Origin of the sequence: Streptomyces sp. NBC_01384 (genome assembly GCF_045040035.1) — a bacterium.
Classification (GTDB): Bacteria; Actinomycetota; Actinomycetes; order Streptomycetales; family Streptomycetaceae; genus Streptomyces.
This window is the reverse complement of the sequence record NZ_CP109559.1, coordinates 1779996-1803171: the sequence shown is the minus strand read 5'-3', so window position 1 is coordinate 1803171 and position 23176 is coordinate 1779996. Positions and strand designations below refer to the sequence as shown.

General features: G+C 66.3%; 20 protein-coding genes and 4 pseudogenes. 7 read left to right on the top strand and 17 right to left on the bottom strand.

What is annotated here, in order from left to right; genetic code table 11:
• Positions 1-3: 3 nt before the first annotated feature.
• Positions 4-177, bottom strand: a pseudogene (locus tag OG747_RS08080) (IS5/IS1182 family transposase); the annotation flags it as partial.
• Between the two features lie 3 nt (positions 178-180).
• Between OG747_RS08080 and OG747_RS08075 the strand changes: the two are divergent.
• Positions 181-296, top strand: a pseudogene (locus OG747_RS08075) (IS5/IS1182 family transposase); the annotation flags it as partial.
• Positions 297-369: 73 nt separating this feature from the next.
• Here OG747_RS08075 and OG747_RS08070 read toward each other — a convergent pair.
• From OG747_RS08070 to OG747_RS08060, 3 genes are all read right to left on the bottom strand, one after another.
• Positions 370-771 (bottom strand): DUF1622 domain-containing protein, encoded by a 402-nt coding sequence (locus tag OG747_RS08070; RefSeq protein ID WP_405878600.1) that lies wholly within the window; start codon positions 769-771, stop codon positions 370-372.
• Between the two features lie 152 nt (positions 772-923).
• The gene (locus OG747_RS08065; RefSeq protein WP_405878599.1) at positions 924-1571 is read right to left on the bottom strand and encodes a cysteine hydrolase; all 648 of its coding nucleotides are present in this window, start codon (positions 1569-1571) and stop codon (positions 924-926) included.
• An 804-nt stretch (positions 1572-2375) separates the two neighbouring features.
• Complete coding sequence (locus OG747_RS08060) at positions 2376-3821, bottom strand: MFS transporter (protein WP_405878598.1); 1446 nt, start codon at positions 3819-3821, stop codon at positions 2376-2378.
• A gap of 56 nt (positions 3822-3877) precedes the next feature.
• On the opposite strand from OG747_RS08060, the gene OG747_RS08055 reads away from it, so the two are divergent.
• The 4 genes from OG747_RS08055 to OG747_RS08040 all read left to right on the top strand — a co-directional run bounded on the left by OG747_RS08055 (position 3878) and on the right by OG747_RS08040 (position 8685).
• The gene (locus OG747_RS08055) at positions 3878-4441 is read left to right on the top strand and encodes a winged helix-turn-helix transcriptional regulator (protein WP_405878597.1); all 564 of its coding nucleotides are present in this window, start codon (positions 3878-3880) and stop codon (positions 4439-4441) included.
• A gap of 643 nt (positions 4442-5084) precedes the next feature.
• Positions 5085-7319: a SpoIIE family protein phosphatase gene (locus tag OG747_RS08050; RefSeq protein WP_405878596.1), complete on the top strand. Its 2235-nt coding sequence runs from the start codon at positions 5085-5087 to the stop codon at positions 7317-7319.
• A gap of 907 nt (positions 7320-8226) precedes the next feature.
• Entirely contained in the window at positions 8227-8433 is a 207-nt protein-coding gene (locus OG747_RS08045) for a hypothetical protein (protein WP_405878595.1), read from the top strand.
• Positions 8434-8436: 3 nt separating this feature from the next.
• Positions 8437-8685, top strand: a complete 249-nt coding sequence (locus OG747_RS08040; RefSeq protein WP_405878594.1) for a hypothetical protein — start codon at positions 8437-8439, stop codon at positions 8683-8685.
• Positions 8686-9044: 359 nt separating this feature from the next.
• Here OG747_RS08040 and OG747_RS08035 read toward each other — a convergent pair whose 3' ends face one another.
• From OG747_RS08035 to OG747_RS08010, 6 genes and pseudogenes are all read right to left on the bottom strand, one after another.
• Positions 9045-10202 carry an alpha/beta hydrolase gene (locus OG747_RS08035; protein WP_405878593.1) on the bottom strand — a complete coding sequence of 386 codons (1158 nt, stop codon included), beginning with the start codon at positions 10200-10202 and terminating at the stop codon, positions 9045-9047.
• A 691-nt stretch (positions 10203-10893) separates the two neighbouring features.
• A complete protein-coding gene (locus OG747_RS08030; protein WP_405878592.1) occupies positions 10894-11109 on the bottom strand; it encodes a hypothetical protein in 216 nt (71 codons plus the stop codon).
• Positions 11109-11432 carry a hypothetical protein gene (locus OG747_RS08025; protein WP_405878591.1) on the bottom strand — a complete coding sequence of 108 codons (324 nt, stop codon included), beginning with the start codon at positions 11430-11432 and terminating at the stop codon, positions 11109-11111. The genes OG747_RS08030 and OG747_RS08025 overlap by 1 nt, the downstream gene beginning before the upstream one ends.
• 1 nt (position 11433) lies before the next feature.
• Positions 11434-11991: a hypothetical protein gene (locus OG747_RS08020; RefSeq protein ID WP_405878590.1), complete on the bottom strand. Its 558-nt coding sequence runs from the start codon at positions 11989-11991 to the stop codon at positions 11434-11436.
• Between the two features lie 82 nt (positions 11992-12073).
• On the bottom strand, positions 12074-12661 hold the full coding sequence (locus OG747_RS08015; protein WP_405878589.1) for a TetR/AcrR family transcriptional regulator: 588 nt from the start codon (positions 12659-12661) through the stop codon (positions 12074-12076).
• A 284-nt stretch (positions 12662-12945) separates the two neighbouring features.
• Positions 12946-13949, bottom strand: a pseudogene (locus tag OG747_RS08010) (IS5 family transposase).
• A gap of 149 nt (positions 13950-14098) precedes the next feature.
• On the opposite strand from OG747_RS08010, the gene OG747_RS08005 reads away from it, so the two are divergent.
• Positions 14099-15271 carry an IS701 family transposase gene (locus tag OG747_RS08005; RefSeq protein ID WP_405885473.1) on the top strand — a complete coding sequence of 391 codons (1173 nt, stop codon included), beginning with the start codon at positions 14099-14101 and terminating at the stop codon, positions 15269-15271.
• Between the two features lie 165 nt (positions 15272-15436).
• Here OG747_RS08005 and OG747_RS08000 read toward each other — a convergent pair.
• From OG747_RS08000 to OG747_RS07975, 6 genes and pseudogenes are all read right to left on the bottom strand, one after another.
• Positions 15437-16440, bottom strand: a pseudogene (locus tag OG747_RS08000) (IS5 family transposase).
• 73 nt (positions 16441-16513) lie between these two features.
• The gene (locus OG747_RS07995; protein WP_405878588.1) at positions 16514-16981 is read right to left on the bottom strand and encodes a DUF1348 family protein; all 468 of its coding nucleotides are present in this window, start codon (positions 16979-16981) and stop codon (positions 16514-16516) included.
• 183 nt (positions 16982-17164) lie between these two features.
• Positions 17165-17578: a nuclear transport factor 2 family protein gene (locus OG747_RS07990; protein ID WP_405878587.1), complete on the bottom strand. Its 414-nt coding sequence runs from the start codon at positions 17576-17578 to the stop codon at positions 17165-17167.
• A gap of 118 nt (positions 17579-17696) precedes the next feature.
• On the bottom strand, positions 17697-18458 hold the full coding sequence (locus tag OG747_RS07985; protein ID WP_405878586.1) for a pirin family protein: 762 nt from the start codon (positions 18456-18458) through the stop codon (positions 17697-17699).
• Positions 18459-18587: 129 nt separating this feature from the next.
• Complete coding sequence (locus OG747_RS07980) at positions 18588-18986, bottom strand: nuclear transport factor 2 family protein (RefSeq protein WP_405878585.1); 399 nt, start codon at positions 18984-18986, stop codon at positions 18588-18590.
• A 501-nt stretch (positions 18987-19487) separates the two neighbouring features.
• A complete protein-coding gene (locus tag OG747_RS07975; protein ID WP_121413285.1) occupies positions 19488-19985 on the bottom strand; it encodes a cupin domain-containing protein in 498 nt (165 codons plus the stop codon).
• Positions 19986-20133: 148 nt separating this feature from the next.
• On the opposite strand from OG747_RS07975, the gene OG747_RS07970 reads away from it, so the two are divergent.
• Positions 20134-20775 (top strand): TetR/AcrR family transcriptional regulator, encoded by a 642-nt coding sequence (locus OG747_RS07970; RefSeq protein ID WP_405878584.1) that lies wholly within the window; start codon positions 20134-20136, stop codon positions 20773-20775.
• Between the two features lie 1096 nt (positions 20776-21871).
• Here OG747_RS07970 and OG747_RS07965 read toward each other — a convergent pair.
• Positions 21872-22621: an SDR family oxidoreductase gene (locus OG747_RS07965; protein ID WP_405885472.1), complete on the bottom strand. Its 750-nt coding sequence runs from the start codon at positions 22619-22621 to the stop codon at positions 21872-21874.
• Positions 22622-23176: the final 555 nt, after the last annotated feature.

The following is a 23176-nucleotide window of genomic DNA, read 5'->3' as shown; positions in this document are numbered from 1 at the left end:
GTTTCATCCCGGGATGCGAATTTGATCCGGTGATATCGGGTCGCGCCAGGAGATGGTGTTCTCGCCGGTGAGGCGGCGGGCCATCAGGTCGGTCATGGCGAGATGGATCATGGCTTCGGAGCGGTGCGGGTGGGTTTCGTAGTCGCGCGCCAGGCGCCGGTGCAGCAAGAGCCAGCCGGTTGGGTCGCCGGCTGCCGCCGCCTCCACCGACGCTACGAGCGCAAAGCCGAGCACTTCCACCCCTTCACGAGCATCGCCTGCGCACCCTCGTCTGCTGCCGCAGACTCACCAATTGAGATCGATGAGACTGAGCTCCGGCCTAGGAATTCACGGCAGGGATGGCGCCGTGGCCGCCGGCGTCACGCGGGGTCAGTCTTCGGCTTCGGCCACTGGCTTCTGCCATGGCCACCGCCCGGTGATCTCGAGCTCGAGAGAAAAGCTGAGGAAGGTGCGGATGCCCACGATCACGGCCAGCACTCCGACGCTTGCGTACGTCGGTGCGACGGCGACTGTACGGATGATATCGCCGGCTACGAGGAACTCCAGCCCCAGCAGGATCGACCGCCCGACGCGACGGCGATAGCCGCGGTACACACCCGTCTGTCGGCGACTGAGCCGGATAGCCGCGAGAATGGTCGCCAAGAGCGTTCCCACGACTATGATGGCTACGCCGGCGGCGTCAACGGCTCGACCGACCAGCTCCACGATGTGTTGGAACTCCACAGTATGCCCTCTCGCGCCGACCCGAATCCGCTCGTTTGTGGTCCGCAACCTCTGTTGCTACCGACACGTCGTTCCGAGCACCGGCTATTGTCGGGCAGATATGTTTCCACGGCACTCCCGCGCAGTAGACAGGCGACCGACAGCGCTGTTGAAAGCGTAGCTATCGGACTATGCGGGCACCATTTCCGGCTGCGAGCTCCTCAGTGCATTCGATCGAGTACTTCGTCAGTCGACAGCAACGCATGGGCGAAGAAACGGTAGTTGATGATCGCCGCCTGATAGCCGTCGCCCCAGACCGGGTGTCGGGGTCCTGCTGTTGCATCCCTGACCATTGCGACCTCAAATCCCTCCTCGATGAGGTGACGCATATGGGACTCGACGCACATGTTCGCCAGCATCCCGCCGAGAATAATCCTTTGTATTCCCCGCTTGCGCAGTTGCAGTACCAAGTCGTTGGTTTCCGGACCGAATACCTTGTGCGGGCTGGCGACCACCGTTCTGCCGTCTTCGATATAGGGCTTGAAGCGGTCCAGCCAGTCTGCCCCGGAGTTTCGGAACCCGGTCAGATCAAGCTGTCCCGACCGTGCGAACGTGTGGGTCTCGAGCTCGTTTGCCTCGAGCGGCCCGTTCATTCGCCATCCGTTGTCCGTCGGGTAGAAGTAATGGGGCGAGATGAAGACCTCATATCCGCCTGCCTTCGCCGCCTGGAAGATTCTCTCCATATTCTCGACGGTCTTGTTCTCTGTGACGCTCGCTCCCACCGCGTCCCAGTTCGCTCCGCTCTCGCTCAGCACGTCGTTCTGTGGGTCAATGAACACAACCGCCGTGTCGGTCTTCGTGATTTCCACCTGGCGCTCCTCACGCAATAACAAACCACTGGTGTAGTAAGTATTCGGTACACCGGATGTCCTTCCGAAGCACATTCCGGTCCGGTGACGCGAGGCCTCTTCCCCGAGCCGGTGCGGATTGTTCCGACACCAAGCGACATCACTCGAGTGCCGTGCGCACCTTCGGGGTGTGCGCCCTGAGGGCGCGCTGTCCCGGTCATCCGGCCCTCCATTCCACTGTGCCCCATCGCGGGGTGTTCTGCATCGGTGAATTGCTGCACCTCGGTCGACGTCCATGCCATCCCCGAGGTGTGAACGGTCTGTGGGGATGGTGGGGAGGATAAGTTAGTAGCTCCGTGCATTCGGGGAGGTCGGTGGTCTGCATGGCATGACACCACTCTGGACAGGTGCGCGGAGTGTGGGCTCTGTCGGCCCAAGGGGGATGGCCCGTAACGAGCACATGAAAGGGCCGCGTGACCGCGGGCGCTCGCCGACTATTCGATGAACCGATCGGTGAGACCTTGTCCGGCACGTCTTCACCAGCGCCCCCGGCCAGCAGTGGACGCCCCTCCCCGCACCCCGTCGTTGGACGTGCCGGGTCCCAGCCCATGGAGAACGCGACGGCCTCGCCCTTTCCTTGCCCTGTGCGACCAGGGCCCGGATCCTGGAGCGGGTCGCAGGCGAGTACGTACATCTGCCTCGCGTACCAGATCCGCACCGGTGACGGACGGTGCCGATGAGCTGGTCTGCGGCAGCGGTTAGGGCGATGGCAAAAGAGCGGGCGTGTCGGCAACTGACGCCGGTGTCTGGTGCGATGAAGGGCCCTCAGTTCTGGCTGTGTGGTAGCTCAGCCAGGTCAGGGGTGTCCGAGGAGAGGGCGGCCGGAGGAGCGATGTTGGGTGAGTGAGGTGTCATTCCCAGGGCAGTGAGAGCGCCGACGAACGCAGTGATGACGATCGTCCACCAGCCCCAGACAAACGCGGCTTGGACGTCATGAGCGACGGAGGCGGAGGCAAGGATCGCCACCAGCAGGGAAACGCCGAGACTGGCGCCGATCTGTCGGCTCATGTTGACCACGGCGCTGCCTGTCGAGGCGCGAGTCGGAGGCAGGTCCGCCGTGGCTGCGGACAGGATCGTTGGGACCGCCAGTCCGACACCGGCGCCGATGACCAGCCAAGCGGGTAGGAGCCCGACGGCGTAGCCGCGTGCCGCACCGTTGGCGAGCACGAGAACGACGTTGCCTAGCGCGAGAAGGAGGCAGCCGGCGGCAGCGATCGCGCCGGATGGGACGCGGTGCGCGACGCGTTGGGCGAGTGCGGCAAAGAGCGGCACCATCAATGGCCCAGGCGCCACAGCCAATCCCGTTTGCAGGGCGCTGTAGTGCCATACCTCCTGCATCCAGAGAATGACGCTGAGCAGATCTGCGGCGAACGCGGCGTTGAAGGCCAGCGCGGTCGCGTTGGACCAGGCAAAGGTAGGTACCCGCAGCAGGTCTGGCTCGACGACCGGGGAGGGATGGTGCAGAGAGCGGCGCCAGAACACAGCGGCTCCCAGCGCTGCCGACCCGAAGCAGGTCATGACAGCCGGGCTGCCCCATCCCCAGGCTGGTGCTTTGACCAGCGCGAGGGACAAGGTCCCGATCGACATCAGGAGAACTCCCCCGCCCAGGAAGTCAGGCCACTCGGCGGTGGTGTTGTGCCGGGTGTCGGGGATTGACCAGTGGGCGCCGAGGAGTGCGACCAGGCCGATGGGAACGTTAACCAGGAAGATCCATCGCCAGGACGCCTCGACCAGTAGCCCACCGACGACAGGTCCGACAGCGGCGGCCAAGGCGCCTGTCGCCGCCCAGATGCGAACCGCGCGGTCTCGCCGGTCAGCAGGCGTTGTTGCGACCAGCAGTCCAAGGCTGGCGGGTGTGAGTGCGGCGGCTCCCATCGCCTGCATCCCGCGGAAGGCCACCAGTGCCCACAGGTTGTCACTCACCGCGCAGGCGGCGCTGCCGGCCGTGAACGAGGCAAGGCCGGCTAGAAACACGGTCCTCTGTCCCAAGCGGTCGGCCAAGCGGCCGAGCGGGACGAGAAGGGCCGCGTAGAGGATCGCATAGGCATTCAGGACCCAGCTCAGATTCACTACTGAGCTGCTTCGGAACTCGCGGCCGATGTCACCGAAGGCAACGTTGACGATGAACAGATCCAAGCTGGCCATGAAGGCGCCTACGCACAGAACTGGCAGAACCCAGCCCGCCCGCCCCCTCTGACTATCCTTTGCCATAGCCAGGAGGCTAGGACCTGGGTATGCAAAACACAAGCCAGCGGTAGCCTTGGGCCATGTCCATCAAGACCGCACACCTGGAAGGACCCGTAGCCGACAGGGACAGCTGGACCGCGGACCGCTGCTCCCTGGAGCGCGCTATGCGCACGGTGGGCAGCCGCTCCGCGATGCTGCTGATGCGCGAGGCGCTCTACGGCACCCGGCGCTTCGACGACTTCGCCCGACGGGTGGGCATTACGGAAGCCGTCACCGCCTCGCGCCTGCGCGAACTCGTCAAGGTCGGCGTTCTTGAACGCCACCCCTACCAGGAGCCGGGCAAGCGCACCCGACACGAGTACGTCCTGACCGCAATGGGCCGCGACCTGCTCCCCGTCGCCATGGCCCTCATCCAATGGGGCGACCGCTACCTGGCCGACCCGGCCGGGCCGCCCCTCCTTTTCACCCACCACGAATGCGGCGCGCCCCTGCGGGCGAGCGTCACCTGCGACATGGGGCACGAGGTGCCACTCGGCAAGGTCGGGATCGCCTTCCCGCCCGATGGACCGGGGCCCAGCCCCGTGGCTGCATCCTCGGAGCACGGTCGGGTCGCGATCGACCCCCCAGAAGACCGTGACAGGTGAGGTCAACTCCGCTCCAGACCATTCCTGGCACGCAGAAGTTCGGTGACGTCCGCTGGAGTGGTGTATCGACGGCCTGAAGCTTCCCCTTGATCGTGGACACCTGGAGACTGGGACGTGAGAGCCCAGAGGAAGCAGTGCCAGGTGGGATGCAAGTACACGAATCGGTACTCGGACGAGTACAAGCGGAAGAATTGTCGGGCGGCGTGATCCCGGGCGCATCGCGCCGCTTCGACGGCGTACAGAGTTCGCGATTGCAAGCATTGCGGCGAGCGCGGGTTGCTTCGTGACGGTTGCCGTAAGAGGCGGCCGAGCGCTCCGTTGCGGGAGCGCCGGGAGCTTCGTGACGGTTGTGCTCAGAGGCGGGCGAGCCGTTCATTCAGCGAAATGAGAACGCAGTCATCGTCCATGACGGCTGGGTCAGCGTGCGCTGTGTGCAGCGATGACGAACGGACCTGGTCGCACGGCGGCACCGGAGCGCCATGCCCACCGACCGGGATGAGCAGCGCAGGGGGGCGACGCGCTCAGCTCTCCGGGCCCTCCCACACATGGTCTTTCCCGGAACGTGGACCGTATCCTCGAAGGGAGCCCGGACTTAACCGCGGTCCCGTGTCCCACCCGAACACACCCCACGAGTGGGGGAAATGTGGCAGGCAAGCAGGAGGCTGGTTACAGCCACCAGGACATGATCCCCCCTGTGGTCCTGACTGGCAGGGGTCGAGTATTGACCGAAGTCTTCTACCAGCTGGTGCAGGAGCTAGGTGCATTCCACGGCATCGTTTACCTGGCATCACGCGAGCGGGACCAGCTTTTCTCGGTCGCCGTCGGGGGAGCACCGCCTGGTATCTTCGCCGTGCCCGAGTGCATTCTCTCCAATAGCCCCTATGCCTCGGCCGTCGCATACCGCACAGCTCGCACAGTGTCCCAAGCCGATCTCAAGGACGAATACTCGCTGAGGCTGATGCCTTACCCCCACTACGTCGTTGCTGTGCCGCTGACAGTCGGTGACGAGACATTCGGAGTGCTCACAGGTCAATGGGCACCAACGGATCCCCACGAGCAAAGACGTATCCTTTTGCGGATGGAGGAACTCGGACGCAATTTCGGACCCGAACTAGCCAAGCATTGTCTTCGGTACGCGGGCGTATGGCCGAGGGAATCCCCGCTGATCATCCCGATGTTTCCTCGCTCTTCGACGGCGGACGGCCCAGGCGTCAGCGGAGAGCATCGCTGGGGTCTTAGCGACGTACCAGGATCTCCAGCGCTCTCGAAGATGTATCAGGTCCATAAGCTGTCAGCGGCTCTTAACGAAGCATTCGAACTGGGCGCCGTGATGCGAGCGGCCCTTGAGTGCATGATGCTCCCGTTCGGCGCTCAGTCCTTCGTGGCAGTGATCGCTCAAGAAGGCAGACTGCGAGTCGTCGGACATGCCGGGGCCACGGACGTGGCCCGAGCTCTGCACGGGGCCAGCCTCGACCGGAGGCTTCCGGGCGCAGATGTGCTGCGTACGGGTGTGCCCCTGTTTCTGCCCGATCGTGAGGCGATGCTCGCGCTCTACTCCGACACTGAGATCGGAAACCTCCAAGCGGCAGCGATCATCCCCCTCGTCGCAAGTGGCGGCCTACAAGGAAGCTTCCTGCTCGGCTTCGAGACCCCACGACGGGTCTCGGCGGAGGAGCAAGCCGTCCTGCTGATGATGACGACGCAACTCGCCGTAGCCACGGAGCGTGCCCATCTCGGTGAGAGCAAGCGCGCTTTCACCGACGCACTTCAGCAGAAGCTCCTCCCGCGTATCCTCCCGGAATTCCCTGACGTGGCGGTTACGGCTCGTTATGTGCCGGCCGAGTCCGTCGCCTCTGGCATGGGCGGCGACTGGTACGACGCCATCCCTCTCCCGGGTGGCCAGATTGGCCTGATTGTGGGTGACGTTGAAGGTCACAATGCCGACAGCGCGGTGATCATGGGCCAGCTCCGGAGCGGGTGCCGCGCCTATGCGGCGGAAGGACATAAACCCGCCGACGTACTGTCCAGATCCAGTGATCTGCTCACTGAACTGGATACCGACCTCTACGCTACCTGCTGTTTTGTGCGCATCGACCCTGAAAGCGGCATCGCCGAAATAGCTCTGGCCGGCCATCCCGCTCCCCTGGTGCGCTGCCCGCTGTCCGGGATCCTTGTTCCGGATGTACCTGCAAACGTTCCGCTTGCCGTTGCGCCCGGCCACGTATATGTCAGCAAGAAGATCGACATCCGCCCGGGCACCCTTTTCTTTCTGTATACGGATGGCGTGGGTGGCGATCCCGTGTCCGATGCCCACGCCCTTCTCGCGTCCGCCGGTAACGCTGGTTGCCACTCCCTGCATGAACTTGCCGACGCCCTCGTCGCCAATGCCTCGAAGGGTGGCCGGAGATCGGACGATCTCGCACTCCTACTCGCCCTTTACGAGGGAAATCTCATCGGGTCAGCCGACCGGGTCGCCCGGATGGCCATCAAGAAGCGCGACATCCGAAGCGTGAGGTCCGCGCGGAAATTTGTAAGGAACTATCTGCTCAGTCGGGAGCTCGAGGCGCTGATCGACGATGCTGAGATCATGATTTCCGAAATCGTCACCAATGCGCTGATCCATGCTGACAGCGATGTCGAAGTGATGCTCCGAGAGTATCCTGACAGAATTTACTTCGAGGTCCGTGACACGGATGCCAGGCCCCCTGTGCCCACCGCCGTCATCCACTCAGATGAGGAGAACGCTGTGGCAGAGCATGGAAGAGGGCTCGACATCGTAGAAGACCTCTCTACAGCCTGGGGAACCTCCCCTCACGGTCGTGGAAAGTCAGTGTGGCTTGATCTCAGAAAGACGGGGGCGTTGCGAACTTCCGGCTGACCACGCGCGGCGTGCGTCGCCTTCAGAATCTGCATGCAGAGTCCTGGCCACTGGCCAGACGCCGAGCTGGAGCGGCTATTTCGCATTGCGGTATCTCTGACTGATGTCAGCACTTCAGACGGCGGCGCTGTGCAACCGGAACGACTTTCACACAACACAACATGATCGCACTCCACCAGGTGATGCCCTCGGCCGGAACCACACTGCGGTGACTCTGCGATGTCCGCTCGTTCCATTGTGCTGGCGTGCGCGATTCCTGCTTCGCAAGCGGCGAGGTGTCGACCCAAGCGTCATGCATGTGGCACCCGGGTTGCGTCCAGGGAAGTGGTGTACGGGTTCGACCTGATCCGGGGTTTGCTCCGGCATCGGGATGGTGCCCGCATAGATGAACGGCCACCGGCTGATCTTCGAAGTGTCGACCTCGGCGACGGGAAAGACGTCTACACACGCGGCCAATACGACAGCTGGGTCCGCTTCAACGCCGCGCTGTGCCGCCTCCACGGCTGGAGCGCGGGCAGCGTCGCCGGGCACCTGGAGACCTCTGTCGAGGGCAAGCCCGACCCGGCCGGTCCGGTTGCCGGGTACGGCCGCCGCGGCCCCTTCCGGTTCACCATGGCGCAGCTCCGTGCCGACGTCGCCGAGCGACTCGCGCACCCGGCGAGCTGGAGCCCCACCCCACAGGAGACCGACACCGTGAACCCCGACTACGTCCAACCTTGGCCTCGTCCACAGTTACCAGCTCGCGCCGGGCCTGTGGGACGACATCGAGTTCACCACCGAGTGGACCGACGAGCCCGACGGCCACGCCACGAACAGCCCGACCTTCGCCAAGGGCGCCGCGACGTTCACCGGCTCGCTCAGCATGCGGTTGGAGGGCCTGCCAGTCGGCGAAGTCGTCCAGGTCCGCATGAGCGAGTACGACGCAGTGGGTGCGCTCAAGCAGGACCACCCGATCCACGAGGTGACCGGCACGCCCGGCGGCACGTTCGCCGTGGTGCCGCTGACCAAGCGTCTGGCGGCTGGCCGGTCCATGCGGGTGCGGCTGCTGAACCAGTCGGACGAGCAGGTCGAAGTCGCGAGCGCTGTCCTGACCGCGCTCGCGTGGGAGGGCTAGCGCATGGAGGTGGCGACGGGAGTTTCTGCCGTTGACACGGCGCTGGTGTGGGGCGGGGCCATATCGATCCTCGGCGGCGGCGGCAGTGCTTTGTGGCGGTTGATCCGCGGGGCGTTGCACCTGTTCCGTCGTACCAGTCAGTTCCTCGGCGACTGGTACGGGGAAGAGGGACGCCCCGGGCTCCCGGCGCGCCCGGGCGTGATGGAGCGGGTATCGGGGATGGAGGAACGCCTCGGCCACGTCTGGCACTAGGTGTATCCCAACAACGGCAGCAGCCTTCGAGACGCCGTCGACCAGGCGAACGAGCGCCTGGCCCTGCTCTGTCCCGACGCCGAGCCGTGCCCCGCGCAGCCGACTGCCCCGCCCGCCCCGCCGGACGATCTGGCCAGCCCCTGACCGGACGCCCGCCCTGTGTGTCGGGGCGGGCCACGACGCTGCTGTCTCGCCGCCGGAAGCCAGCGCAAGCGCGATCAAGATCAGGCGGTGGACGCCCTGCTGGCTGGCCCTGTAGGCCTGTTGGGCCGGCACGGGACTTCGGAGGGCTCGGAACTCGGCGGCCTCGTGATCGCGCCCGCCGAGTTCCGCCGTCCGGATCCGGGACGGCTGCCGCCCTACTTGCCGGCGACGGGGGTCATTGACGCGTAGAGCGCCTCGCGCAGGGTCGCCGTCGTCTGGGCGACCGCCGCCTTGTTGGCCTGCGTGTCACGCAGCGCGTTCAGCATCATGAAGTCGTGGGTGACTTTGCTGTAGTGCGACGAGGTCACCTGCACCCCCGCCGACCTGAGCTTCGCGGCATAGGAGTTGGCGGCGTCCACCAGCGCGTCGGAGTCGGTGATGACCAAGGCCGGTGGCAGGCCGCGCAGTTGCCCGACGGTAGCCTTCAGCGGCGAGGCCAGCGGGTTGGCGCGGTCGGCGACCTTCGGAGCGTAGGCGTTCCAGAACCACTTCATGGCGGGCCGGGTGAGCCAGCAGTTCTCCGCGTAGCGGTCGTACGACGCCGTGTCGAAGTCGGCGTCGGTGACCGGGTAGAGCATGACCTGCTGGCGGAAGTGCGGGCCACCGCGCTGCTTGGCCATCAGCGTGACCGCGGCGGTCATGTCGCCACCGACGGAGTCACCGGCGACGGCCAGCCGGCTGGAGTCCAGGCTGATCTCGGCGCCGTGGGCGCCGACCCACTTGGCGACGGCGTACGCCTGCTCGATCGGGACCGGGAACTGGGCCTCGGGAGAGGCCGTGTAGTCGACGAAGACGACCTCGGCGCGGGCGCCGTTCGCGAGTTCGCGGACGAGGCGCTCGTGGGTCTTGAAGTTGCCGAGGACCCAGCCGCCGCCGTGGATGTAGACGATGCCGGGCAGCGTCCCCTTGACGCCCGCGGGGCGCACGATGTGCACGTTGACCGGGCCCGTCGGGCCGCCCGGCACGGTGCGCTGGGTGATCTGAGCGGGCAGCATCGGGACGGGGCCCGCCTGGAGCTTGTTCAGCACGTCCCGGGCGGCCGGGTACGACAGGTCGTACAGCGGCTTGCCGCCGGCGGCCGCGAGCTGGTCCAGGAAGTCCTGGTCGATCTTCTCCAGTTTCTCCGGCGGGTTGCCGCACGGCACGTACTTGGCGTCCGCGGCCACCGCCGCCATGCCCTGGGCGGTACCCGGGGCGGCACCGTCACGGACGGTGCCGCAGGCGCTCATCGTGGTCGCCGTCGCGGTCAGGAGTGCTGCCACGGCGAGGTGGCGCAGGCGGCGGGCCCTGGGCACGGCGTGTATTGCTCCCATGTCTGTTGCTCTCATGTCTGCGGATTCCCTACGTGAAGGAGTCGACCCCCTCCGTAATCGTGGCTGGTCCGTATGGCGTACACCATCAGGGTTAGGCCGGACGGGACACCTGGTGATGGCGCTATTTGAGATATCGCCATCAACGTTCGGATCGTCCACGAGCTGAGCGTGCTACTCGAACCCGGGACACGGGGCCCCGCCCGATCAGGCTCGGGCGGGGTCTCGTCATGCGGCCGGTTCGACGTCGTCTCGAGTTGCCTCCGCCCATAGGGCGAGGAGGCGTTCGTAGTCGGCGGTCCGCTTCCGTCCGGCGGGGCCAGCCATGAGCCGGCGGATTCCGTTGTTGATCTCATCAAGGGCAGGAGTCACCCGGCCGTCAGGCCCGGAGGAGTGGGACATACCCCCACCGTACGGGGAGGGTCTGACAATCGAGACGCGTGTTCTATTCTTTGTTCGAAGCGATGAGCGCTCGTCGCCCAGATGAGGACACAGACATGACGACCCCAGTGCCACCGATCACGGAGCCCGACCCCAGCACCATGATCTGCCCTGGCAGTCACGTCGGACTGTGCGCGGGATGCCAGCGGCAGACATGGCGATACGGTCCGGGCGGCCTCCCCCTGTGTAGCTGGTGCTTCGCCGACCAGAAGGCGAAGTGGGGGCCCGGGGTGCGGTTCACCAGCACCCGCGGCTAGCCCAGGGTGAGCATCATCGCGTCGTAGAGCGGCGCGTCCTCAAAGGGGAGAACCTCACCGAAGTGCGGGTACCCCCATGCCTCGTACAGGGCGTGTACGCGCGGATGGTCCCGCTCGACGAGGAGCGTGACCCGCTCCTCGGATCTGCCGCGCAGCAGCTCGTCGTGAATCTCGTGGGCGGCGCCGGTACCGCGGACCTTCTCGACGACCATCAGCTCCGACAGTGCGAACGTGGGGCCCCGGTCTCTACCGCCGCGCTGTCGGCGAGCGGTGTCCGCAGACCGCGCCACCAGCGGGTGCCCTCCTGCAGAGTGCAGCCGTACGCGTAGCCGACCGGGATCGTGTCCATGTAGGCGACGACGGCGGCGAAGCCGGGAACCTCCGTGTTCCAGCCCAGGCGCTCGTCGAACCGGGCGACGCTGTGGAACTCCTCGCCGAGCCGATCGGCGTACACCTCGGCGTACACGGCGAGGAGCTGGGGACGGATGTCCTCGAGTCCAGCCGCGTCACGTCGCTCCAGCCGTAGCCCGTCCACGTCATGCTCCCGTCTGTCGTGTCTGCTCCAGGAAGTCCGCTGCGTCCGGCACGCGCTTCGCATGCTGGCGCATCTGGCGTCGCAGGTCATCGAGCTTGTTTTGCACGCGGTCGCTCTGCACCCGCTTGGCGATCACGGCCGCCCGCGCCGCCTCGGCTACCGCGTGTTCGACCTCCCCGCCGTCGAGGAGGCCCTGCGCGTGCTGGGCCGTGTAGTAGACCCGGTTCCGCTCGAACCGCGGCTCCAGCAGGGCCAGCGCGGAGGAGGTGAGCTTCTGAGCGCGGGTGTGACGGCCGAGGGCCTGGTGTGCCGCACCGGCGAGACCGGTGATCTCGGCCGGGGTGAGGAAGGACAGCCATGCGGCGGGCTGCCCCTGGGCGCGGTCGTATGCGGTCTCGGCGCGTGCGAGGGAGCGTTCAGCTCGGGTCCGTTCGCCGGTCCTGGCGTGGCCGACGGCCTGACGGCAGTGCAGGAGCGCCATGAGCCACGGGTCGTTCTTCGCCTGCCGGGTCTCGACTGCGGCCCGGCCGATGCGGACAGCCTCCTGATTGCGGGCCACCGTATCCGTTTGCCCTCCGGTGCCTGCCGGATGTGCGGGGCATAGAGCAGCGGTGTGGCAGGGAGCGGGCCGAACCGCCGGGTCAGGGTCGAGGCAGCTGGGACAGCGCGGCGTGGCCGATCTGCAGGAGGGCCGAGCCGTCCATGTTGGTCTTGGCGAGGAACTCGATGCCCTGCAGGACCGCGAGGAGCAGGCGTCCGAGCTCTTGCGCGTCGGCACTGGGATCCAGGTCTCCTTCACGCTGCGCATCCTTGACGCAGGCGATCAGGAGGTCTTCGACACCCTGATAGGTCGTTCGGGCTCGGGAGACCACCTCGGGTTCCTGGCTGTGCAGCTCGGACGTGCTGTTGACCATGAAGCAGCCGCGTCGCTGCGTGTCTCCCGCGAAGCCGTTGGCCGTGCCTTCCAGGAGGTGGGTCAGGCGCTCCAGGGCCGGGCCTGGTCCGGTGAGGATTTGCCGGACGCTGGTGAGCTGCTCGTCGCGATAGCTGTCCAGTACGTGCAGGAAGAGCTGGCGCTTGTCACCGAACGCTCCGTACAGGCTTCCTTTGCCCAGACCTGTGGCGGCCATCAGGTCCTGCAGCGATGTGGCTGCATAGCCGCGGTTCCAGAACTGCTCGCGCACGGACTCCAGAACCTGGTTCTCATCGAAGTTTCGGGGACGCGCCATGGCATTCACACTACTGCTTTTTGACCTTTCGGTCCACATTGGCTTTGCGTGCAGCTGGCACCGGTGGGCCACCCGAGCGGGTCTGTCGTCTTGCTTCATGTCCACCCGTCCCGCACGTCTGGAAGGACCGCGCCAACCACTGAAGGGCTGTCGTGGGTGAGCGATGCTGAGACGGGATGGCCGTGTCGTTGAGGCGCGCGGGGCGCGAACAGGGTCTGGCCAGCACGAATGAAGAGACGCTGGCGGAGTACCAGAGGCGTACTAGGGCGCGTATCTGGTTTTGATCAAGGGGTGGCCCGCGCGAGCTCCTTGATCCAGATCATCGAGCCGCGCAGGTGGACTCCGGCGAGGTAGCTCTTGGGTGTCTTGTCGTAGCGGGTGGCGATGCCTCTCCACGCCTTGAGCTTGTTGATCAGACGCTCGACTGTGTTCCGCTCTTTGTAGAGCGCGGTGTCGTGGCTGACGGGCCGGCCGCCCCGGCTGCCCTTCTTCTTGCGGTTGGCGGCCTGGTCCTTCTTCTCCGGGATGACCGCCTTGATGCGTCGTTTGCGCAGGTAGGAGCGATTGCCGCGGGACGAGTAGGCCTTGTCGCCGGCAGCAGCGTCGGGCCGGGTCCGGGGGCGGCCGACCGGCCCGGGCACCCGGACTTTCTTGAGTACCGGGATGAACTGCGGGCTGTCCGCCGCCTGGCCGGCGGTCAGGACGAAGACCAGCGGGCGGCACTTGCGGTCGGCGGCGACGTGGATCTTGCTGGTCTGCCCGCCCCTCGAGCGTCCGAGCAGGGCTGCTTTCAGGCGGGCCTTGTGCCGGCGCCGGATACGTCGCCGTTCCTCCCGCTCGGGATCAGCTAAAGCACCCTGCCCGTCTTGTCCTTCCGGACTGCCCCCTTTTGGCGGGCATTCTCCTCCTCGGCGGCCGCCTTCTCCAAGGCGGCCATGACCTCTTGGCCGAGGTGCATCCCGGCAGCGTCGTGGTGAGCCCGGGCGGTGGTGGAATCCACACTGACCAGGGACAAGTCCACCTCACCCCGCTTCGCGGCCTCCGCGATCATCCCCTCCAGAAGCGCCTCGAAGACCCCGGCGTCCCGCCACTGCCGGAACCGGTTGGACACAGTCGTCCAGGCGCCGAACTCACTCGGCACCTCACGCCACTGCGCACCCGCCCTGAACCGCCAGATCACTCCCTCGAACTGCTGCCGCAGCCGCTCCGGGTACGGACCCCGCTCGCCGACCGGCAGGTACGGCTCGATCAACGCCCACTCGGCATCAGTCAGTTGCGCACGCGTCATACACGACGATCTACCGGATCCACCCCACCGCGCGGGCCAGATCCGGCAGATTGATCGAAACCAGATACGCGCCCTAGTACTGCAACCGCATCTGGGGTGACGATCAACGTTGCCTGTCGTTGATGTGACTGTGTGCTGATGCGCTGACGATCGAGCAGGTCGAGTCGTGGTCCGAGGGGATAGCCGGGCTGCATGCCCGGTTCGCCCACCGTTTCGGCAGGTCCGAGCCGCGTGAGCGAGCACTGGACTACCTTCAGGGACTGGTCGCGCCGCTGGAGAAGAAGAACGGCTGGACGCTGGCCGAGCAGGTCGGCCAGCTCCGCCCGGACGGTGTCCAGCGCCTGCTCAACCTCTCCGACTGGGACGAGAACGCGGTCCGTGACGACGTCCGTGACTTCGTCGTGGAGACCATCGGCGCCAAGGACGCGGTCCTGATCGGCGATGACACCGGCTTCCTGAAGAAGGGAACCAAATCCGCCGGTGTCCAGCGCCAATACTCGGGGACTGCGGGCCGCACGGAAAACTGCCAGATCGGAACCTTCCTGGCCTACGCCTCGGCACGAGGACGCGCCCTGATCGACCGCGAGCTCTACCTCCCGGCCTCCTGGGCCGATGACCGGGACCGCTGCCGGGCCGCCGGCATTGACGACGAGGTCTGTTTCGCGACCAAGAAAGAGCACTTCAGACGGATGCTGCAACGCGCCATCGACGCCGGTGTCCCGTTCGCATGGGTGACCGCGGACGAGGCATACGGGCAGGTCAAGCACACACGATTCTGGCTGGAGCAGCGCAAGATCGCACACGTGATGGCCACCAAGGTCAACGACACGGTGGTCACGACCGACTGGGCCGAGGTCCGGGTCGACGAGCTGATCGCCGCGCTGCCCCGGCAACGCTGGAAGCGACTGTCAGGCGGGCCGGGCGCGCACGGCGAACGCGTCTACGACTGGGCGCGCGTCGCGATCCGCCCCTGCTGGGAAGACGGCTTTGGGCACTGGGTGCTGGCCCGCCGCAGCGTCAGCGACCCCACCGAGATCGCCTACTACGTCTGCTACGGACCGGCCTCCTCTCGACTGAAAGACCTGGTCAAAGTCGCCGCAGCGAGGTGGGCGGTGGAGGAGTGCTTCCAGACCGCCAAGGGCGAGTGCGGCCTGGACCACTACCAGGTCCGGCTTTATCGGGCCTGGTACCGGCACATCACCCTGTCGATGGCCGCACTCGCCTACCTGACCGCAGTCCGAGCCCAAGAAGCCACAAAAGGGGCGGCGCAGACGACGAGCAAGACCTCATACCCCTCAGCGTCCCGGAGATCCGCCGGTTGATCGGGCACCTCGTCATCACGCCCCGCCACCACACCAACGAACACCATCTGAGCTGGTCACGCTTCCGTAGACGCAGCCAGGCCCGAGCCCGCCGCTCCCACTACAAACGTCGAGGCCACAACCCCCAGATGCGGTTGCAGTACTAGGGCGCGTATCTGGTTTTGATCAAGGGGTGGCCCGCGCGAGCTCCTTGATCCAGATCATCGAGCCGCGCAGGTGGACTCCGGCGAGGTAGCTCTTGGGTGTCTTGTCGTAGCGGGTGGCGATGCCTCTCCACGCCTTGAGCTTGTTGATCAGACGCTCGACTGTGTTCCGCTCTTTGTAGAGCGCGGTGTCGTGGCTGACGGGCCGGCCGCCCCGGCTGCCCTTCTTCTTGCGGTTGGCGGCCTGGTCCTTCTTCTCCGGGATGACCGCCTTGATGCGTCGTTTGCGCAGGTAGGAGCGATTGCCGCGGGACGAGTAGGCCTTGTCGCCGGCAGCAGCGTCGGGCCGGGTCCGGGGGCGGCCGACCGGCCCGGGCACCCGGACTTTCTTGAGTACCGGGATGAACTGCGGGCTGTCCGCCGCCTGGCCGGCGGTCAGGACGAAGACCAGCGGGCGGCACTTGCGGTCGGCGGCGACGTGGATCTTGCCGGTCTGCCCGCCCCTCGAGCGTCCGAGCAGGGCTGCTTTCAGGCGGGCCTTGTGCCGGCGCCGGATACGTCGCCGTTCCTCCCGCTCGGGATCAGCTAAAGCACCCTGCCCGTCTTGTCCTTCCGGACTGCCCCCTTTTGGCGGGCATTCTCCTCCTCGGCGGCCGCCTTCTCCAAGGCGGCCATGACCTCTTGGCCGAGGTGCATCCCGGCAGCGTCGTGGTGAGCCCGGGCGGTGGTGGAATCCACACTGACCAGGGACAAGTCCACCTCACCCCGCTTCGCGGCCTCCGCGATCATCCCCTCCAGAAGCGCCTCGAAGACCCCGGCGTCCCGCCACTGCCGGAACCGGTTGGACACAGTCGTCCAGGCGCCGAACTCACTCGGCACCTCACGCCACTGCGCACCCGCCCTGAACCGCCAGATCACTCCCTCGAACTGCTGCCGCAGCCGCTCCGGGTACGGACCCCGCTCGCCGACCGGCAGGTACGGCTCGATCAACGCCCACTCGGCATCAGTCAGTTGCGCACGCGTCATACACGACGATCTACCGGATCCACCCCACCGCGCGGGCCAGATCCGGCAGATTGATCGAAACCAGATACGCGCCCTAGAGGCCCAGATCGCTCAGCCCGGGATGATCGTCCGGGCGACGTCCCAACGTCCAGTGGTACTTGCGGTCCGACTCCTGGATGGGCAGGTCGTTGATGCATGCCAGCCGTACACGCATCAGCCCCTCGTCGTCGAACTCCCAGTTCTCGTTTCCATAGGAGCGGAACCAGTTCCCCGAGTCGTCGTGACACTCGTAGGCGAAGCGCACGGCGATGCGGCTGCCGTGGAATGCCCACAGCTCCTTGATGAGCCGGTAGTCCTGCTCTCTGGTCCACTTCCGGGTGAGGAAGTCGATGATCTCCTCGCGCCCGGTGATGAACTCGGCACGATTGCGCCACCGGCTGTCGGGGGTGTAGGCGACGGCCACCCTCCGGGGGTCGCGGGTGTTCCAGGCGTCCTCGGCGAGCCGCACCTTCTCGATGGCGGTCTGTTCGGTGAAGGGAGGTGCCGGAGTGTTCGAGGGCATGGTGCCTCCCGCCATTGAACGGTGCGGGCCCTCGGCCGCCGTTGCGGCTTGGCGTGGACGCCCTCACCCCACACCGGGCGGGTCATGATCGCAACGTTTCCGGGTCCATCCGGCGGGCGCCAGCGCCCAGCGCCATCGTGCTCCGCACCGCGGGCAAACTGAGGTGAGGAGCACGATGGAACGTCACGCAGGGATGTCCGCCACTCCGTTCGGCAGCATCGCGCGCGCGGCCCGGACCAGGTCCAAAGACTCGCGGAGGAGCTTGATCTTTCCGTTCTCGGCCACCAGGCGTCCGGCGTAGGTTTGGCTGAAGGGACGGCCAGTGGTCGTGGTCCTCTCCACCGACCACTCTCCGAAGACCTGATCTTCAGTTTCGATCAGGATGTCCACCGTGTCGAAACCGAAGCCCGGGACGACTTGAAACAGTCCGGTCATGAACTCGCGAATTGCTTCGGGACCGACCGTTCGGGTCGGGAGGCCGATGGATTCGAGGTACGGCAGTTCAAGGACGCCTTCCTCGGCGAAGAGGGACGAGGTGACCTCTGGGTCTGCGATGTTGGCCGTGTAGGCGAGCAGCAGCTCGCGGGCATTCATCATGTGTTGCTATTTCACTTTCCCTGGGCTTCCCAGTGGCGGCCGTTCGACTTGGGCGGCGCAGATATGTTTTTGGCGCCCGATGCGGGCGTGTGTGAGGTCCCAGGAGCGCCAGGAGGGCTCACCGGAGAATCACAGTGGCGTCCATCTCCCACATGAGCACCTCCGCGCCCCGGTCTGCTGCGGTGATCCGCTGGCCCTCGGCAGCCGTGATCCGCGCCGCGTCTCCTTGAGTGAGCGGACCGGAGCCTTCCAGGGAGAGCGCGCCCTTGGCGACGAAGACATGGACGAACGGCGCGGTCGCGATGTGCAGGGTCTCGGCGGGACGAAGCCGCGCGACGTGCAGTGCGGCATGCTTTTGACGGATGCTGATGGCCCGGGTGCCGGAGTGCTTGGGCATGCCCGAGGCCAGGGTGGCCCATCCGCCTTGTGCGAGCGGGGCGTTGATGTCCAATTGCTCATACCCGGGAGACACGTTGGCAGTGTCGGGCAGGACCCACATCTGGATGAAGTGCACGTCGTTGTTGTGTTCCGGATCGCCGGTCAGCGTCCACGAGTCGTTCTTCTCACTGTGAAGGATGCCCGAGCCGGCGGTCATGCGCTGGGCGAGGCCCGGATAGATGATTCCGTTGTGGCCGGTGGAGTCCTGGTGGACAAGCGCGCCCTCCAGCACCCAGGTGACGATCTCCATGTCCTGGTGGGGATGGGTGTCGAACCCCGTGCCAGGTTTGACGGTGTCCTCGTTGGACACGAGCAGCAGCCCGAAGTGAGTGTTGGCTGGTTCGGGTCGGGCTCCGAAGGAGAAGGAGTTCCAGGACCGCAGCCAGTCGGTGCGGGAGAGGCGGCGGGAGGAGGAACGGCGTATGTCGATCGCGGCGCGCACGACGGTTTCCTTGAAAGATGTGGAGGCCGGGGCTTCTGCGTGGGGGCGGCGCAGAGTCAGCCGCCGGCCACCGCGGCTGCGGCACGAGGGCCCTTGATCGGTGTCGTCGAAGGAACGGAGGTCAGGCCCTCACTGCGCGTATGCCTGCGCGACCTTGAAGGTGTCTTCGTAGAGGTAGAGCTTGACGATCTTGCCGTCGGCGACCTGGAGGTGCATGGCGATGGGCATCTGGTACGAGCGGCCCGTGCTTCGCGCCATCCGGGAGAACTCTCCGAGGAGGACGGCGTGGTCACCTTCCACGACGAGAGCTTCGACGGTGTCGACGTTTTCCTCCGGCACGATGTTCTCGCCCAGTGTGCGCAGGTAGTCGGCGACCTCGGCGCGCGTCGTGCGCCGGCCCGTCCAGGGCAGTCGGGGGGATCCGGGCACGTACCAGTCGATCTCCTTCGCGAACACTTCGGCAACGGCGTCAGGGTCTCCGGCGGCAAGCAGCCCGAGGAACTTCTCGACGACCTCGCGTGTAGTCATGATCAGGGAACCTTTCACGGAGAGGGGTGCGGGGGGAGCGCATCCGGCGCTTCACGCCACTCACGGCGCTGGTGGCCGCTGCACGTCAGAAATCGGAGGACCACAAGGGCGCGATGGCCCGGGGCTCCGCAACATCTCTGTCGAGTAGAACAGATTCGGACCGGCCGGTCAAGAATTGTCGGGCGGCGTGATCCCAGGCGCATCGCGCCGCTTCGACGGCGTACAGAGTTCGCGATTGCAAGCATTGCGGCGAGCGCGGGTTGTTTCGTGACGGTTGCCGTAAGAGGCGGCCGAGCGCTCCGTTGCGGAGATGAGACTGCGGTCATCGCCCATGACGTCTGGGTCAGCGTGCTCTCCGCGCGGCGATGGCGAAACGGCGCTGGAGGCCGATGATCCGCGTCCTTTGCCGACCCGGGAGCGGCCAGGCATCGATGCCCAGTTGCCGTGCCTGTGCCGAGGGGCAGTCTGATCCCGCCGCTCGCCGGGACCGCCTTTCGCGAGCTACTGGCCGGGGCGGTCCAGATCTGCGGGGATCATGCCGGGCGGGCCGAGGACGACATCGCCGAGTTCCTCGGTCACCGCCATGAACAATTCCGCGTCCAGCTCGGTCTCCGGCGTGGCCAGGTGAAGCGGTGTGGCGGCCCGAGCGATGAGCTCAGCGAATCCGGCCGGCGAGCTGATGTTGAGCGCCCGGGCCCCGTCGGGGCCGGACTTGATCGCGTGAGGCACGTCCCTGGGAATGGTGAAGAAGTCACCGGACCGCAGCGTCACGGTGTCGGGCCCGGCCCACACGGTCAGCGAACCGGACACCACCCACAGCCGCTCCTCGTACCGCGTGTGCAGGTGCAGCGGCGTCGCCGCGCCCGTCTCCATGACGGAGTCGGTGACGTCGTGGCGTCCCTCGGTCTCCGCTCCGGAGGTGAGGATGGTGACCCGCAGCTCCTGCCCCAGGACATACTGACGTGCCGCAGCGCCGGTGGCAGGCGTGAAGAGACTCATGATGGGTGACTCCAGACAGAGAAGACGGGGGCGCCCGGCACGATTGGTATGGGGTGGGCCGGGTGCAGACGATGGCAGGGGAAGGCGTCCAATATTCAATAGATGGTACCTATATCGAAAGTAGCATGCGTTGGTTGAAGATGGAACTATGAGTAGTCGGCCGGGCGGCCGGCGGCCCTACCGTGCCGGCAGGCGTGCCGAGGCGGCCGCGGAGACACGAGCGGCCATCCTCGCCGCCGCTCTGCGCCTCTTTATGGAACAAGGCTATGGAAAGGTCACCGTCAGCGACATCGCGCGGGAGTCCGGAACGGCCGTTCCCACGGTGTACGCGAGCACCGGAGGCAAGGCCGCGATCCTGGCCCACCTCATCGGCGAGGGCATGGCTGACCCGATCGTCGACGAGACCCTCGCAGCGGTGCGCGCCTCATCCGATCCCCGAGAGACGGTCGCCGCCGCTACGTATGGGGTCCGGATCGACAACGAGCGGTACTCCGCCCTCCTCCAGGTACTAGTCACGGCGGCCACACTGGACGAAACCGCCGCGGAAACCCTCACCGACGCCAATCGCGTCTACCGCGAGGCCCTCGCGGTCGTGGCCGGGCGGCTGGCGGATCTACATGCCCTGCGCGAGGGCCTGACGCAGGGCCGCGCCACCGACATCCTGTGGTTCTTCCTCGGCCACCAGTCCTGGCGCCTGTACGTGGCGGACTGCGGCTGGTCATGGAACGACACCGAACACTGGCTGGTGGAACAGGTCTCGGCCGCCTTGCTGGGTGACCGCATCGACTGATCGGCGGGCAAGCCGCTGACGCACGTCCACGTCTGTCGTCATGAGGGGGCACGGTGAGCTGGAGGACCAGGCGGGGTGGGGTCAGCCGGCTGCGGTGGCGGCACAGCAGCACCTGTCTGGTGGCTCGCACCGCATCAAGGGCCGGCTCACTCCCTACACGGCCTTCCTGACGCACGAGCTCGCGCGTACACCAGGCATGCCGATATCGGGAATTTGACGTATGGGAGCATATGGCGCGCTAGCGGGTACACCGGGCACGGAATCATTTGCGCGCATTCCGCGCGATGTGAACCGAGCTCGGGGAACGGGTGCGTCGCGCGCCCCGGGGTGTGACCGGCCGGCCGGGCGCGTGCGCATACTGCACCGGCGTCAAAGTCGAACCGTACGGTGCCGCCAGCAACGAGCTGCGGGGTCACATCCGCGTCGGGGACCGGTTGGAGGCCGTCGCGCCCCGCGGCACCTTCTGCATGGCCCAGGGCGACGATCCGGTGCTGCTGCTGTCGGCAGGGATCGGCGTGACACCCGTACTGGCCATGCTGCACGGCCTCGCTCACCACCACTCCGCCCGCCAGGTGTGCGGACCCGTGGACTTCATGGACAACGTCACCGCCGCGCTCATCGATTCCGGGCTGGAAGCCGGCCGGATCCACACAGAGCTCTTCGGCGCCGCGCCGTCCCTCACTCCCGGGATCAAGGGATCTGCAGTCGCCCCGCGCCCCACCAGCCCCCGGGCCCCGTCGGCAGCGGACCCGAGGTCTCCTTCGCCCGCAGCGGTCTTCACGTCCCCTGGAACGACGCCCAAGAGTCCCTGCTCGAACTTGCCGAAGCCTGCGATGTCCCGGTCCAGTGGTCGTGTGCCACACCTGCGAACTCGCCATGATGTCCGGCACCGTCGACTATTACCCCGACCCCCGTTGAGCCGCCGGCCGAGGGCAACACCCTGATCTGCTGCTCCAAGCCCACCGACGACGTTGTCCTGGACCTGTAGCGCAGCCGAATCGTGGTCTGCATGACTTTCATCGGCCTGACCAGTGCGTTCACCGGCCTGTGGCGCGGCTACGGATGCGCCGGTCACAGGGAATGGTCGAAGCGGCGGTCAGATCTGGTTGAGGCCACCGTCGACGAAGAGCTCGGCTGCGGTGATGAAGCTGCTCTGGTCGCCGGCGAGGAAGAGCGCGGCGGCAGCGGCCTCGTCAGGGCGGCCCATCCGGCCCAGAGGGATCTGACTCGCAAAGAATGCCTGCATCTTGGCGGCCTCCTCCGCATCGGCAGCCAGGCCGGAGTTGCCAGGGGTGTCGATGGGGCCGGGGACGAGGGTGTTCACACGGATCTTTCGGCCCTTGAGCTCATTGGCCCAGGAACGAGAGAAGGAGCGGATAGCCGCCTTGGACGCGGCGTAGACGCTAAAGGCTTCGGCACCTGAGGTGGCGGCGGTCGATCCGGTGAGAATCACCGACGCGCCATCGTTGAGCAGGGGAAGCGCCTTCTGGACGGTGAAGAGCATCCCCTTCACATTGATGCCGAAGGTCGAGTCGAAGTGCTCCTCGGTGACCTGCTCAAGAGTGGCGAACTCACCGCCGCCGGCGTTGGCGAACAGCACGTCGATCCGGCGACCCTGCTCGGCGACAGCCGCGTACAGACGGTCGATGTCGCCAAGGTCGGATACATCGCTCCGGACGGCGGTGGCGCCCTGGCCGATCTCGGCCAGCGCGGCGTCAAGAGCCTCCTGACGACGGCCGGTGATGAACACGTGTGCGCCCTCACGTGCGAATCGCTTGGCGGTTGCCAGCCCGATCCCGCTGTTACCGCCAGTGACGATGGCTGTCTTGCCCTCAAGCTGTCCCATGATCAAGGCTCCTACTCGGCGTGGATGGCCTTGCCATCCACGCGATGACTGTCGCTACAGGGATGAGTCCCGAACCGGGTGTCACGGGCTCAGTTTTGGACTATACGGTAAAGAACCTGGTTGCGGACCGTGCGGTCAAGAAATGTGACGCGAGCGACGTCGCCCGGGGCGGCTCCGAAGCCGCGATCGCACCCGCCCTGGCAAGGCCGTTTCGCAACCGCGCGCCAGTGATCCCGTACTGGGCCGGATCTCCTGCAGTGGACCGGGCGGCCGACCGGACCCCAGTGAGTGAGCCCTTGCGCTGAGCAGACCCTGCTGCAGCACTGTGCACCCCGACCGCCAGCGTGGCGCGGGCGGCGGCCCTGGCAGAGCGCCCATATCCTTACCACGATCAGCCATCTGTGTACGGGCCGGCGCTTACAGTGTTGGCGGCTCGACGGCTACTGTGCCGACTTGTCGAGAGGTGCCGTATGCGTGGCGGCCCTGTGCTCGCGGAGTCATCCGCGGCTTGACGAAGCCAGTATCTCGTCCCTTCAGCCTCGGGCGAAGGCCAAC